Annotated in this window: 14 protein-coding genes; 4 read left to right on the top strand and 10 right to left on the bottom strand. The window is 75.8% G+C overall.

The window, feature by feature from the left end; all coding sequences use genetic code 11:
- Nucleotides 1-3: 3 nt before the first annotated feature.
- The 3 genes from ACA361_RS17515 to ACA361_RS17505 form a co-directional block, all read right to left on the bottom strand.
- Nucleotides 4-267: an SDR family oxidoreductase gene (locus ACA361_RS17515; protein ID WP_375013054.1), complete on the bottom strand. Its 264-nt coding sequence runs from the start codon at nt 265-267 to the stop codon at nt 4-6.
- 142 nt (nt 268-409) lie between these two features.
- Nucleotides 410-1,069, bottom strand: coding sequence for a transcriptional repressor LexA (gene lexA / locus ACA361_RS17510; protein ID WP_375013053.1), 660 nt, complete (start codon nt 1,067-1,069; stop codon nt 410-412).
- Nucleotides 1,047-2,273: an MFS transporter gene (locus tag ACA361_RS17505; RefSeq protein WP_375013052.1), complete on the bottom strand. Its 1,227-nt coding sequence runs from the start codon at nt 2,271-2,273 to the stop codon at nt 1,047-1,049. Before ACA361_RS17505 ends, lexA begins: the two co-directional genes overlap by 23 nt.
- A 55-nt stretch (nt 2,274-2,328) precedes the next feature.
- On the opposite strand from ACA361_RS17505, the gene ACA361_RS17500 reads away from it, so the two are divergent.
- Complete coding sequence (locus tag ACA361_RS17500) at nt 2,329-3,102, top strand: helix-turn-helix transcriptional regulator (RefSeq protein WP_375013051.1); 774 nt, start codon at nt 2,329-2,331, stop codon at nt 3,100-3,102.
- The gene (locus tag ACA361_RS17495; RefSeq protein WP_375013050.1) at nt 3,060-3,389 is read left to right on the top strand and encodes a TetR family transcriptional regulator C-terminal domain-containing protein; all 330 of its coding nucleotides are present in this window, start codon (nt 3,060-3,062) and stop codon (nt 3,387-3,389) included. Before ACA361_RS17500 ends, ACA361_RS17495 begins: the two co-directional genes overlap by 43 nt.
- A gap of 35 nt (nt 3,390-3,424) precedes the next feature.
- Here the strand turns inward: ACA361_RS17495 and ACA361_RS17490 are convergent, their stop codons facing one another.
- The 5 genes from ACA361_RS17490 to ACA361_RS17470 all read right to left on the bottom strand — a co-directional run bounded on the left by ACA361_RS17490 (nt 3,425) and on the right by ACA361_RS17470 (nt 9,106).
- On the bottom strand, nt 3,425-4,303 hold the full coding sequence (locus ACA361_RS17490) for a helix-turn-helix domain-containing protein (protein WP_375013049.1): 879 nt from the start codon (nt 4,301-4,303) through the stop codon (nt 3,425-3,427).
- An 85-nt stretch (nt 4,304-4,388) separates the two neighbouring features.
- Nucleotides 4,389-5,510, bottom strand: coding sequence for a hypothetical protein (locus ACA361_RS17485; protein WP_375013048.1), 1,122 nt, complete (start codon nt 5,508-5,510; stop codon nt 4,389-4,391).
- Complete coding sequence (locus ACA361_RS17480) at nt 5,507-6,040, bottom strand: SigE family RNA polymerase sigma factor (protein WP_375013047.1); 534 nt, start codon at nt 6,038-6,040, stop codon at nt 5,507-5,509. The genes ACA361_RS17485 and ACA361_RS17480 overlap by 4 nt, the downstream gene beginning before the upstream one ends.
- 376 nt (nt 6,041-6,416) lie before the next feature.
- Nucleotides 6,417-7,025: an SMI1/KNR4 family protein gene (locus ACA361_RS17475; protein WP_375013046.1), complete on the bottom strand. Its 609-nt coding sequence runs from the start codon at nt 7,023-7,025 to the stop codon at nt 6,417-6,419.
- 83 nt (nt 7,026-7,108) lie between these two features.
- Nucleotides 7,109-9,106 (bottom strand): WD40 repeat domain-containing serine/threonine protein kinase, encoded by a 1,998-nt coding sequence (locus ACA361_RS17470; RefSeq protein ID WP_375013045.1) that lies wholly within the window; start codon nt 9,104-9,106, stop codon nt 7,109-7,111.
- 188 nt (nt 9,107-9,294) lie between these two features.
- Between ACA361_RS17470 and ACA361_RS17465 the strand changes: the two genes are divergently transcribed.
- On the top strand, nt 9,295-9,888 hold the full coding sequence (locus ACA361_RS17465) for a TetR/AcrR family transcriptional regulator (RefSeq protein ID WP_375013044.1): 594 nt from the start codon (nt 9,295-9,297) through the stop codon (nt 9,886-9,888).
- A 33-nt stretch (nt 9,889-9,921) separates the two neighbouring features.
- Here ACA361_RS17465 and ACA361_RS17460 read toward each other — a convergent pair whose 3' ends face one another.
- Complete coding sequence (locus ACA361_RS17460; RefSeq protein ID WP_375013043.1) at nt 9,922-10,461, bottom strand: hypothetical protein; 540 nt, start codon at nt 10,459-10,461, stop codon at nt 9,922-9,924.
- Between the two features lie 166 nt (nt 10,462-10,627).
- On the opposite strand from ACA361_RS17460, the gene ACA361_RS17455 reads away from it, so the two are divergent.
- The gene (locus ACA361_RS17455; protein WP_375013042.1) at nt 10,628-11,890 is read left to right on the top strand and encodes an NADH:flavin oxidoreductase/NADH oxidase family protein; all 1,263 of its coding nucleotides are present in this window, start codon (nt 10,628-10,630) and stop codon (nt 11,888-11,890) included.
- A gap of 13 nt (nt 11,891-11,903) precedes the next feature.
- Here the strand turns inward: ACA361_RS17455 and ACA361_RS17450 are convergent, their stop codons facing one another.
- Complete coding sequence (locus ACA361_RS17450) at nt 11,904-12,752, bottom strand: helix-turn-helix domain-containing protein (protein WP_375013041.1); 849 nt, start codon at nt 12,750-12,752, stop codon at nt 11,904-11,906.
- Nucleotide 12,753 lies beyond the last annotated feature (1 nt).

Below are 12,753 nucleotides of genomic sequence, written 5' to 3'. Positions count from 1 at the left end.
GGCTCAGCTCAGGCCGCCGTCCACCCGCAGGACCGTTCCGGTGACGTAGGAGGCGCGGTCGCTGAGGAGCCAGGCGGCGGCCTCGGCGACCTCCTCGGGTTCGGCCGCGCGCCGCAGCGCGGTCCGCGCGTTGAGCCGCTCGACGATGCCGGGCGAGACGGCCTCCCGGGCGAACGGCCGCGCCGCGGCGGCGCCGATGCCGCGCCCGGCTCCGGTGATGAAGGCGGCCTTGCCGGCCAGTAGGCCCGTTCTCGTGTTCTCCGTCATGGCATCGAGCCTGGTTTCGGGCGCGCGGTGCTGCCAGGTACCGGCCGTACCTGGCTGAGCGCGGCACCGGCCGGCCGCGGCTCGTCTCGGGATCGGCGACCGGCGTCGACATGCCAGGCCGACCGCCGTACCGCGCGGGCGCTCAGATGCTGCGCAGCACCGACACGACGATGCCGAGGATGACGGCGCCGTCCCCGTCGATGGCGTCGTAGGCGGAATTGCGGGGTTCGAGGAGGACGCGGCCGTCGCGGCGCCGGTACACCTTGACGGTGGCCTCGCCGTCCAGCATCGCGGCGACGATCTGCCCCGAGTGGGCCTCGGGCTGCTGCCGGACCACGACGATGTCGCCGTCGCAGATCGCGGCGTCGACCATCGAGTCGCCGCGGACGCGCAGCCCGAACACGGTGCCGCGCCCGGTGAGCTCGCGGGGCAGCGACAGCGTCTCGCCGGCGTGCTCCTCGGCCGTGATGGGGGCGCCGGCGGCGATGTCGCCGACCACGGGGACGGTCACGCCCTGCCCGGCCGTGCGGTCCGCGCCCTCGTTCAGGAACGCCCGCACGTCGATCGGGCGGGACACCGACGCGCCGCGCCGCAGGAACCCCTTCTCTTCCAGGCTCGCCAGGTGGCGCGAGACCGACGAGGCGGACCGCAGGCCCACGGCGTCACCGATCTGGCGCGTGCTCGGGGGATAGCCGTACCTGAGCACCCAGTCCCGGATCGCGACCAGGATCCGCTGCTGGCGCTCGGGCAGCGCGGACGCGCCCAGGTCCTCGAACGCTTCAAGATCGCCGTATCCGGTCACCCTCGGAAGTGTAGGGGTTCGGCGAGGGGCGGGCATCGGCCGGCAGGAGCAGCGCGAGCGCGAACGCGGCGGCCGGGACGAAGCAGAGCAGGGTGAACACCGGCGGCGTCCCGTGCGCGTCGGCCACCAGCCCGAAGACCGGGGTGAGCAGGCCGCCGACGCTGACGCCGAGCCCCAGCGTCACGCCGGCCGCGGTCCCGGGGCGCGCGGGCAGGTAGTCCTGGCCGAGCCGGACCAGGACCGCGAACGGGACGTTCAGCGCCAGGCCGGCCAGCGCGGCGAACGCCAGCGGCGCCAGCGGGCCGGGCGCCAGCCGCAGCGCGGCGAGCATCGGCACGGCCAGCAGGGCGCCGATCCGTACGGTGCGGACCGGGCCGATCCGGTCGGCGAGCCGCCCGCCGGCGATGGTGCCGGCCACGCCGCCGCCCAAAAAGCACGCCAGCGCCGTACCGGCCAGCGTCTGCGAGCCGCCGAGATGGCGGATCCAGTACAGGCCGATGAAGGTGGCGACGGCGGCGAACACCGCGGAGCGGACCACCGAGATCATGGTGAGGACGGCGAACGGGCCCCAGCGGTCCCGCCCGCCGGCCGGCGCGGAGCGCGCGGCCGCGCGCCGGCGCGTCGCCCGGGCCAGGACGAACGCGGCCAGGACCGCCGGGGGCAGGAACACGACGGTGCCGCCGGCGCCCCAGGCGGTCAGGGCGGGGACGGCCAGTACGGGGGCCAGGAAGAAGCCCACGCTGCCGCCCGCGGCGAAGACGCTCATGCCGGTGACGCTGTCGCCGGCGGCCTCGCGGGCGGCCTTGCCCGCCGCCGGGTGGAACATCGCCGCTCCCAGCCCCGACAGCAGGAGCAGCAGCCACACGGCCGGGTAGGAGTCCGCGAGCCCGGAGAGCCCGAAGCCCAGCCCGGCGAGCAGGACCCCGGCGGCCGCCAGCCGCGGCAGCCGCAGCCGGTCGACGGCCACGCCGATCAGCGGCTGCGGGAGCGCGCTGCCGAGGGTCGCGGCGAGCGTGAGACCGCCGGCGGCGAGGTAGCTGTAGTGCCGTTCGAGGACGAAGTAGGGCACGGCGGCGGGGACGAGTCCCTGGTAGAAGTCATCGACGGCGTGGGCGGCGGCCCACGTCCAGATCCGCCGGGCGGCGGGCGCCGCCGGCGCCTCCGGTCGGTTCCGGGGCACGGTCAGGTCGTTGCTCGCTGTCACGCCGTCCAGGATCATCGCCGCCGGCCGTTGCGGGCTAGCGGTATTCTGCCGAGATATGTCGCCGACCCGCCAAGATCCGGGCGCGGCGCGGCTCCTGCCGCTCGCGCACCGGCAACGCGTCGACTGGCACGACCACCCGCACCACCAGCTCGCGTACCCCAGCCACGGCGTCCTGCGGGTGTCGACGGCCGCCGGCACCTGGGTCGTGCCGCCGCACCGGGCCGTGTGGCTGCCCGCCGGGGTCGCGCACACCCATCAGGCGCACGGGCCGACCCAGCTGCGCACGGTGAACTTCGGCCGGCCGGTCGGCGGGTTCGGCGGGCCGGCGGTGCTGGCGGTGTCGCCCCTGCTGCGCGAGATCATCATCGCCCTGACCGCCGACGAGGCACCGTCCGGCCGGCGCCGCCGCGACCTGGAGCGGGTGGCGGTGGACCAGCTGCGCCAGGTGGAGGAACTGCCCCTGCGGCTGCCGCTCCCCGCCGACGACCGGCTGCGCTCCATCGCCGCCGCCCTGGCCGACGACCCGGCCGACCGGCGCACCCTCGCCGAGTTCGGCCGCGCGGTCGGCGCCTCGGAACGCACCCTGAGCCGGCTGTTCCGCCGCGAGACGGCGATGAGCTTCCCCCAGTGGCGGACCCAGATGCGCCTCCAGCACGCCCTGGTCCTGCTGGCGGACGGCGCGTCGGTCACCCGCGTGGCCGACGCCTGCGGCTACGCGGGCCCGAGCGCGTTCATCCAGGCGTTCCAGAACGCCTTCGGCACCACGCCCGGCCGTTTCGCGAACCGATGCTCCCCCTGCACGCCGACGCCCGCGCGACCAGCCGGATGAGCGCCGCCTACGTCCTGGAGGCGCTGCACGACGAGGACGTCCACGAGCGGGCGCGCCGCGGCCTCCTCCAAGGGCGCGCCCTCGTCGAGCGGCTGGTCCGCGATGCGATCGCCGGCGGGCACATCGACGCCGCCCGCGACCCGGCGATCGAGACCGACCTGCTCCTCGCCCTCACCGGCTTCACCCCCCTGCTCGAACTGGGCGTGATCAGCCCCGAGGCCGCGCTCGCCGCGATCGACCTCCACCTGGACAGGCTCTTCACCACGAGAGGGCCCGGCCCCCTTTGAAGGAGAGAACGCCGGGACGTGGCCGCGGGGGGCGGTCAGGTGTCGGCCGGGCTCCGTTCGGAGTGGAGGGACCCGTCGCCGGCGGCCCAGCTGGCCAGGAGGCGGAGCCTGTCCTCGGAACCGCTGCCGGGCTCGGCGCCGTAGGCGACGAGGGTGAGGTCGTCGGCGGCCAGTTCGAGGGCCTCGTAGGTGAGGTGGAGGGTGCCGGCGACAGGATGGTGGAACGGCTTGGCGCCCTGGTGGTGCTGCCGGACCTCGTGCCGCGCCCAGCGGACGCGGAACGGCTCGCTGCGCGTCGACAGCTCCCCGATGAGGTCGGTGAGGCCCTTGTCGTACGGGTCGCGGCCGGCCTGGGCCTGCAGCAGGGCCACGGTGTCGTCGGCGGCGCGCTCCCAGTCGCCCCAGAAGTCGTGGGACCGGGAGTCGAGGAAGATGAACCGGGCGTGGTTGGGAACGGCGCCGCGGGCGGCGTCGATCATGGGGGCGTACAGGGCGCGGCCGAGGGCGTTGGTGGCCAGGATGTCGCCGCGGCCGTTCATGACCAGCGCGGGGGCGTCGGTCATGGTGTCCAGGAGCCGCTGCACCGTGGGCCGCACGGCGGCCGGGGCAGGCCGGCGCCGCCGGCGCGCGGCGGGGCCGGCCGCCCGCGCGAGGTCCTCCAGGTGGGTGCGGTCGCCGTCGTCCAGCCGCAGGGCGCGGGCCAGGGAGTCGAGCACCTGGTCGGACACCCCGGACAGGTCGCCGCGCTCCAGCCGGGCGTAGTACTCGACGCTGACGCCGGCGAGCTGGGCGACCTCGGATCGGCGCAGGCCCGGCACCCGGCGGGTGCCGTAGGAGGGCAGCCCCGCCTGCCGCGGGGTGATCCGGGCCCGCCGGGAGGTCAGGAACTCGCGGACTTGGCTGCGCTGGTCCATGCCTCCCAGGCTAGGCGCCCCCGCCCCGGGCAGGGGTGCACTGCCAGTACACCCCTCACCGGCACGAACCGTCAGGGCATCCCGCTCACCAGACGCCGTTCCCGCCGCCGAGGCCGCCGCCGTCCCTGACGGGCTCCGACTCCACCGCCGTTCCGCGGACGCGGTAGAGGCGGTCGCCGATCAGCACGGCGTAGCCGTCCCCGCCGCGGCCTTCCACGAGCTCGCCGCCGCCGATCGCCCCGTCCTTCGCCGAGGCGCCGGGCAGCGGCACCCGGCGGGTGATCGTTCCGGTGTCCAGCGAGTACCAGACCATGCGGAGCGTGTCGCCGGTGGCCAGCACGGCGACGACCTCATCGCCGTCGGGGGCGACCGTGCCGACGACGAGCCGGGCCGCGGGGTCCCCGAACGTGACGCGCCGCACGTCGTCGCCGCCGCCGAAGACCCACAGCTCGTACCCGTCGGCCCCGTCCCTGGCCAGCTTGGCCGACACGTGCTCCTCGTCCCGCGCCCAGCGCAGCTGGCTGGCGGTGGCGCCCGGGATCAGGTCGATGTGGGTACGGGCGCCGTTCCCGGTGAGCACGATCGTGATCCGGCCCTCGCTCGCCGCCCCGGGCCCGCACCCCACGGTGGAGTACGCGAGCCTGCCGCCCCCCTTGGCGACGGCCAGGAGGCCGAAGCCGTCCGCGGGACGGCCCGGGATCGCGAGTTCGGGCATCGGCTCCAGCGGTCCCGGCGCGCCGTCCTCGCCCAGGACCAGCCGGTGGAAGCGGACGAGGCAGGCGCGGGCGTCGGCGGTGGCGAGATAGAACGTCCGGTTGTCGCCCGCTCCGGCGGCGTGCAGGAAACCGCCCGAGCCCGCGGGGGCCCGGACCCGCCCGATCGTGCGGCCGGTGGCCACCTCCTCGATCGTCACCTCCGCCGCCGGTCCCATCCCGGTGCCTTCGAGGACGTACTCGGCGCCCGCGTACGCCGCCGGCGACATCGCGGGACCGCCCCGGCCGCCGTCCCACACGCGCGGGACGGCCAGCACGAGCAGGGCGAGCAGGGCGGCGGCGAGCATCGCGACCCCCGGGAACGCCCACCGGAGCCGGAGCCGCCCCCGGCCGCCGGACACGGGGGCGGCGAGCGGGCGGAGGCCGTCCTCGGTGACGGTGCTGGCGGCGTCCTCCAGCGCGGCGCGCACGAGATCGTCGTTCGGCGTGGTCATCGTTCCTCCTCGTAGCGCTCGCGCAGCCGGGCCAGCCCGCGTGCCAGCGTCGACTTGACGGTGCCGGGACGCACGCCCATGGCGGCGGCCATCTCGGCCTCGGAGAGGTCGAGGTAGTAGCGCAGCACGATCGCCTCACGCTGCCGCGGCGGCATCCCGGCCAGCGCCTTCAGCACGCGGCGCCGGTCGTCGGCGATCAGCGCGTCGCTCTCGGCCGACCAGACCGGCGGGGGCGCCGGGACGAGGCGCCTGGTCAGCGCCCGGCGGCGCAGCAGCGTGCGGCACGCGTTGAGCACCGACGCGCGGGCGTAGGCGAGCAGCTCGTCCGGCGGGTCCGGGATCCGGCCGCGGCGCCCGTGCAGGCGGGTGTAGACGTCCTGGACGACGTCCTCGGCGGCGGTCCGGTCGCCGAGCATGAGCAGGGCGAGCCGGACCAGCGCGAGGTGGTGGGCCCGGAACAGCTCCGCGACGCCGTCGCCCGCGGCGGCGCGCCCGGAGGCGGCCGCGGGGAAGGTTCGGTCGAACGTCATGCCAGAAGAACCATCGAGAGGCCCGGAGGTTGCGTCCGTTCAGGAGATTTCTCGATTCCCGCGGGCGGCGCGGAGGACGAGGGCCAGGCGCAGGACCACGGTGACGGCGCCCGCGGCGGCCGCGGCGCACAGGGCGATGAACATCCGGCACCGGCGCCCGATCTCTACCGCGACCCCGCCGGCGTGAACGGCGTGCCCGCCGCCGAACTGGCGGCCTCGATCCTCGACGCCGAACTCGACACCGTCTTCACCGGCCGGTGCCGCCAGTACGGCGAGGACCCCGGCCCCTGATCAGCACACCTCCGCCCGGCACGAGCGCGCTCCGCAGCCGCAGCGCGCGGCCCGCGCGACGTGACCGCCGCCGATGCCGGGGGAGTCAGTTCGGCGGCGCCGGGCGGAGGGGGCGGCCGTTCAGCTCGGTCTCACCCGCGAACGTCCACCACAGCTCGCGGCCGGCGATGAGGTAGGGATGCCGGACCCGTACGGGCCCGCCGGTCTCCAGCGCGTCCGCGGTCTCGGTCAGGTAGGCGCCGAGGGACGGCCACGCGTTCAGGAAACTTCCGGCGTCGTCGTGCGCCGCCGAGCCGAGCCGCCCGTACCCCGGTCCCGGCCGCAGATCGATGATCTGCGAGTCGCCGTCCGACTCGGCGAACGGCAGCCAGAGCGGGTGCCACCAGGGCTCCTCGCCTTCCTCCAGGAACTCCTCGGCGTCGTCCTCCAGCTCCGCGCAGCACATCTCCCAGTGGGCGACGATCCGGGCCACGGGCAGCGGAGGCTTTCCGGGGAAGATGTTCGCCCATTCCAGGAGGCCGTCGTGGCAGAGCAGCGACTCCACGAGTTCCGGCGGGAACGCCAGCCCGGTCGCCTCCTCGGCGGCCCGGACGTCCTCGCGCCGGGCGGGCGGTGCCAGCACGGCCGCGCTGTCCGGGGCGTGCCGCGCCAGCCAGCCGTCGATCCGCGCCCACGCATCGGCCACCGCACCCATGCGGCGATCCTAGAAGCGCGCCACTCCGCGGTGGACCGATTTCCCGCAGAGCGCGGGAGTGCGGGTCCGGCGATTCAGGCGGTTCAGGCGGGCGTTCGCCGGCTCGCGGCCGCCACGTCCCACAGCCTGGCGGTGCCGTCGAGGCACGCGGTGGCCAGGGTCCTGCCGTCCGGGCTGAACGCGACCGCGCCGACGTCGTTGGGGTGCGTGAGCGGCCACCCGGCAGGGGCGCGGGTGGCCAGGTTCCACAACCGCGCGGTGTCGTCGCCGCTTCCGGTGGCGAGGGTCGTGCCGTCCGGGCTGAACGCCAACGAGTCGACGGTGCCGGAGTGCCCGCTGAGGGAGCGGCCCTTGGGCTTGCGGGTGGCCGGGTCCCAGAACTGCACGGCCTCCGTCCGCAACGGCCCGTTGACATAGAGCCCCATGGCGAGGGTCGCGCCGTCGCGGCTGAAGGCCAGCGTGCTGGCGGTGTGCGCCTGGCCGATGAGGGGCCGGTGGGTGGGCGTGCGGCGGGCCACGTCCCACAGCCGTACCTCGAGGCTCGAGGTGGCCAGGGTCCTGCCGTCCGGGCCGAACGCCACGGCGCGGACGCCGCCGTCGTGCGCGAGGGGCTTGCCGACCTGCGTGCGGGTGCGGACGTTCCAGAGCAGCACCCGGTCGTCGTAGCTCGCGGTGGCCAGCGTCCTGCCGTCCGGGCTGAACGCCAGCGACTGGACGACCCCGCTGTGACGGGTGAGGGGTTCGCCGATCGGGGTGCCGGCGGCCACGTCCCACAGCCGCACCGTCTCGTCGTCGCTGCCGGAGGCCACCAGCCTGCCGTCCGGGCTGAAGGCCACCGCGCCCACCCGGCGGGTGTGGCCGGTGAGCGGGCGGCCGATGGGGGTGCCGGCGGCGACGTTCCACAGCCGCACGGTGTTGTCGCCGCCTCCGGTGGCGAGGATCCTGCCGTCCGGGCTGAAGGCCACGGCGAGGACCGCTTGGGTGTGGCCGTTGAGGGGGCGTTCCGTGGCGGGCCCGCCGGTGGGCGCGGTGGCGCGGCGCGAACGGGGGGTCTCGGGCCGCCGGTCGCGGGTGAGGAGGTACCCGGCGGGGACGGCCCCGGCCAGGCCGGCGGAGCCCAGCGTGACGAGGACGGCGCGGCGGGACGGCGCCGGGTACTGCGGGACGCCGAGGAGGCCGGCCGGGTCCGGTGCGATGGCCGTGGGTGCGGAAGCGGGTGCGGAAGCGGGTGCCGTGCCGGCGGGCCCCGCGGGGGCGGGCGGGGCGCCGGCCAGCGCGTTCAGCGTGGCGGCGGCGGCCTCGGCGGTCGGGCGCAGCGCCGGATCGCGCTGGAGCAGCTCGGTCAGGACCGGCGCCAGCCGGCCGGCGCGCTGCGCGGGCGCCGGCCGGCCCTGGGAGATCGCCCACAGCAGGGCGCCCGGGGTGCGGCCGGTGAAGGCGGGCCGGCCCTCGACGGCGGCGTACAGCGTGGCGCCCAGCGACCAGATGTCGGACGCCGCCGTGGCCTCACGGTCGTCGATCTGCTCGGGGGACAGGTAGGCGGGCGTGCCGACCAGGGCGCCGGTGGCGGTGAGGGTGGTCTCGTCCGGGACGACCGCGATCCCGAAGTCGGTGACCACCGCCCGCTCGCCTTCCAGCAGGATGTTGGCGGGCTTGATGTCGCGGTGCACGATCCCCGCCTCGTGCGCGGCCGCCAGCGCCGAGGCGACCTGCGCGCCGATCCGCGCGACCTCCGCCTCGTCCAGCGGGCCGCCGTCGCCGAGGACGGCGGCCAGGGAGCGGCCCCGCACCAGCTCCATCACGATCCAGGGCAGGCCGTCCTCGTCGTGGATCTGGTCGTACACGGTGACGACGCCGCGGTGCTTGAGCATCCCGACCGACCGCGCCTCCCGCTCCATCCGCGCCACCAGGACCCGGCGCGGTCCGGGCTCCAGGCCCGGGGGGAGTTTGAGCTGCTTGAGCGCCACGTCCCGGCGCATCCGCTCATCGCGCGCGCGCCAGACGGCGCCCATCCCGCCCTCGCCCAGCATCTCCACCAGCCGGTACCGGCCGGCCACGACTCTCTCGCTGCCCTGCGCCACAGCGGCACATAACCATGGGCACCACGCGTACCGGAAGTGTCACCGGCCCGATTGTGACCAGTTCGGCGGCCTACGGAGAGCGGCGGCGGCCGGCGCGGCCGCCCCCGGCCCGGGCCGGTTGCCGCCGGCGGTCGGCGGCGAGACAATCAGGCGCTATGCCCGCACCATCGACCTCGTCCAGGACGGACTTGCGCGAGGCGCTCCTGCGCGCCGCCGAGGAGGCGATCGACGAGCACGGCATCGGTCCGGTCGGCATGCGGGCCATCGCCCGGCGGGTCGGCGTCTCGCACCAGGCGCCCGGGCATCACTTCGGCGACCGCCGCGGGCTGTTCACGGCGCTGGCCGCGAAGGGCTTCCGCACGCTGGCGAGGCGGATGCGCTCGGCGCGCCGGCGGATCCCCGACGACGCGACGCCCGCCGAGCGCGTCGCCACGCTCGGCATCGGCTACATGGTCTTCGCCAAGCAGCACCCCGCGCTGTTCGTGGTGATGTACCGGCCCGAGCTGCTCAACGCCGACGATCCGGAGCTCGCCGAGGCGCGTGCGAGCGCGTTCGGGATCCTCCTCGCCGAGATCGACGAGGCTCGCGCCACGGGCTGGGGGAGGGACCACTCCGCGACCGCGCTGGCGCTGACGTGCTGGTCGACCGTTCACGGCGCGGTGATGCTCTGGCGCGACGGCACCCTGGACACCTTCTTTCCCGGCCTCGGCGGCGTCGAGGCCGCGGCCCGGCTGGTGACCGAGACGCTCAACAACGCTCTCGCCGCCGAGGCGGCCGGCTGACCCGGCTCGGCCGTGGGCGCGGGGCCGGCCGGATCACCAGCCGAAGCCGGCGCCCGGGAAGGTGACCTCCAGGGTCGCCTTCGAATCCGGCGCGCACGGGGCGTTCAGGGTCTCCCTCAAGGTCACGGTGCTCGTCGCCGACAGCGTATCGGCGCCGTTGGCGATCGACCCGGTCACCGGCCCCCGGTAGCGGCACTCCCCGCCGAGGGCGTTGGTGATCACGATCGAGATGGTGCCGGTCACCGCGCCCCTCCTGATCCGGAAGTGGAGCGGCACGTCGTGCCCGGCCGCCGTGATGACGCCGGCGCAGGACGCGTCGAACCCGCGGACCCAGACCTTCCCGCCCTGCCGCGTGCGATGGGCTCGCGCGGCCAGGTTCGTCAGGGTGCAGACGGACGGCCCGACGCTGGAGTCCCCGGTGAAGCGGCCGCTGCCCTCGGACGTGCTGTAGTGGCGGCCGGGCGGCGGGGCCGGCGCGGACACGGAGGCGGAGGCGGACGCGGCGGGCGCCGGCATGGCGAAGGCCGCGAGCGCGACCGCGGCCGGGACGGCGCCCTGCTTGAGGATCTTCATCGGAACCCTTTCGCGGATCGTCCGGTCGGCAGGGGCCACGAGCCCCGCCCGTCACTTGACAGCATCAAGCAAAGCTTGACGGTGTCAAGCGACTTGGGCTACGAATCTATGCCGTAGGAGCCGAGCCACGGCGCCGACGCGGCGGCACCGGCCGCAAGGAGAGACCATGACCCTCGCCCCCACCGGCGGCGCCGGCCTGCTGGGATCCCCGCTCACGCTCCGGTCGGGCGGGGTCCTGCCCAACCGGCTGATGAAGTCGGCGCTGAGCGAGGGCCTGGCCGACCCCGGCGGCGCTCCCGGCACCCGCCTGACCAACCTCTACCGCCGCTGGGGCGAGGGCGGGTACGGCCTCCTCGTCACCGGCAACGTCATGATCGATCACCGGCAGCTGAGCGAGCCCGGCCAGGTCATCGTCGAGGACGACCGCCACCTGGCCGCACTGGCCCGCTGGGCCGGGAGCTACCACGAGCACGGCGGGCAGATCTGGGTCCAGCTCAACCACCCCGGCCGCCAGGCCAACCAGCGCACCGGCCGGCACCGGCCGGTCGCCCCCAGCGCGATCGCCGCCCGCGTCCCCGGCGCCGCCAAGCCCCGCGAGCTCACCGACGCGGAGATCCGCGAGATCATCACGCGGTTCGGCACCGCCGCCGCCGTCGTCGAGGCCGCCGGATTCGACGGCGTGCAGATCCACGGCGCCCACGGCTACCTCGTCACCCAGTTCCTGTCCCCCCGCACCAACCACCGCGATGACGGCTGGGGCGGCGACCCCGAGCGCCGCCGCGCCTTCGTCCTGGAGGTCCTGCGCGCCATCCGCGCCAACGTCGGTCCGGGCTTCCGCGTCGCCGTCAAGCTCAACTCCGCCGACTTCCAGCGCGGCGGCTTCACCGAGGAGGAGTCCCGCGAGGTCGTCCGCGCACTGGTCGCCGAGGGCATCGACCTCATCGAGATCAGCGGCGGCTCCTACGAGGCCCCGGCCATGATGGGCGTGCTCGCCGAGTCCACCCGCGAACGCGAGGCGTACTTCCTGGACTACGCCCGCACCGTCCGCGACGTCGCCGGCGACGTCCCGATCGCCGTCACCGGAGGCTTCCGCACCCGCGCCGCGATGGAACGCGCCCTGGCCGACCGCGACTGCGACATCATCGGCATCGGGCGTCCGGCGTGCATCACCCCCGACGCCCCCAGGGCCCTCCTCGAACGCGGCCAGCAGCGCCTGGACGCCCCGACCATCCGGATCGGCGCCCGCGGCCTGGTCGGGCGCCTCACCGACCTGCGTCCCGCGGACAGCGCGCTGAACCTGCTCTGGCACGCCGAACAGCTCCACCGCATGGCCACCGGCCTCGACCCCGACCCCGCCCGCCCGTGGTGGCGCACCCTCGGCTCGGCGGTCCGCATCGGCCCCAGCGCCCTGCGTCCCAAGCGAGGCTGACCCCCCGGAGGCGCTACGCGCCGACCTCGGCCGCCAGCAGCCGCAGCGCGTCGGACGAGGCGGCGCCGTCCGGGGTGTAGACCTCCAGGCGGTGGTCGGGGCTGTCGGGCTGGAGCCACACCTGGTAGTCGACGTCGACCCGGCCGACGGTCGGGTGGGACAGGCGCATCGGGCCCGTCGTGCAGTCGGCCACATCGCCCTCCGCCCACAGCCGGGCGAAGTCGCCGCTGCCCATGGCGAGTTCGCCGATCAGCTCGGCCAGGGCGGCGTCGTCCGGGTAGCGGCCCGCGGTGAGGCGGAGGTACCCGACGTGGGTGCGGGCCAGCTCGTCCCAGTTGCGCAGCGAGTCGCGGGTGAGCGGGTTCAGGAAGAACATGCGCGGCATCGACGGCCGCCGGTCCGGATCGGCCGGCGCGCCGAAGTCGACGTGGGCGGCGTGCAGCGCGTGGCCGGTGCGGTTCCAGGCCAGGACGTCGCCGCGGCGGCCGAGTACGAGGGCGGGCATGGACTCGCCGAGGGACGACAGCAGCGCCAGCACGCGCGGGTGCGGGTGCTCGGGCTCGGGGCGGACGAGGCGGGACGTGGCCGTCCGGCGGGCGAGGTTGCGCAGGTGCGCCGACTCGGCCGCGTCCAGCCGCAGCACCCCGGCCAGCGCGCCGAGGACCTGGTCCGAGGCCAGGCCGGCCTGGTCCTGCTCCAGCCGCGTGTAGTAGCCGACGCTCACTCCGGCGAGGTGGGCCAGCTCCTCGCGGCGCAGGCCCGGCACGCGGCGGGTGGCGCCGTACGTGCGCAGGCCGACGTCGGCCGGCGTGACGCGGTCGCGGCGGGCCTTGAGGTAGGCGCCGAGGCTTTCGAGCTGCATG

This window comes from Actinomadura sp. 21ATH (assembly GCF_041951345.1).
In the GTDB taxonomy this organism is placed as follows: Bacteria; Actinomycetota; Actinomycetes; order Streptosporangiales; family Streptosporangiaceae; genus Spirillospora.
Note: the sequence above shows the minus strand (reverse complement) of the source record. Positions and strands in the feature narration are given on the sequence as shown.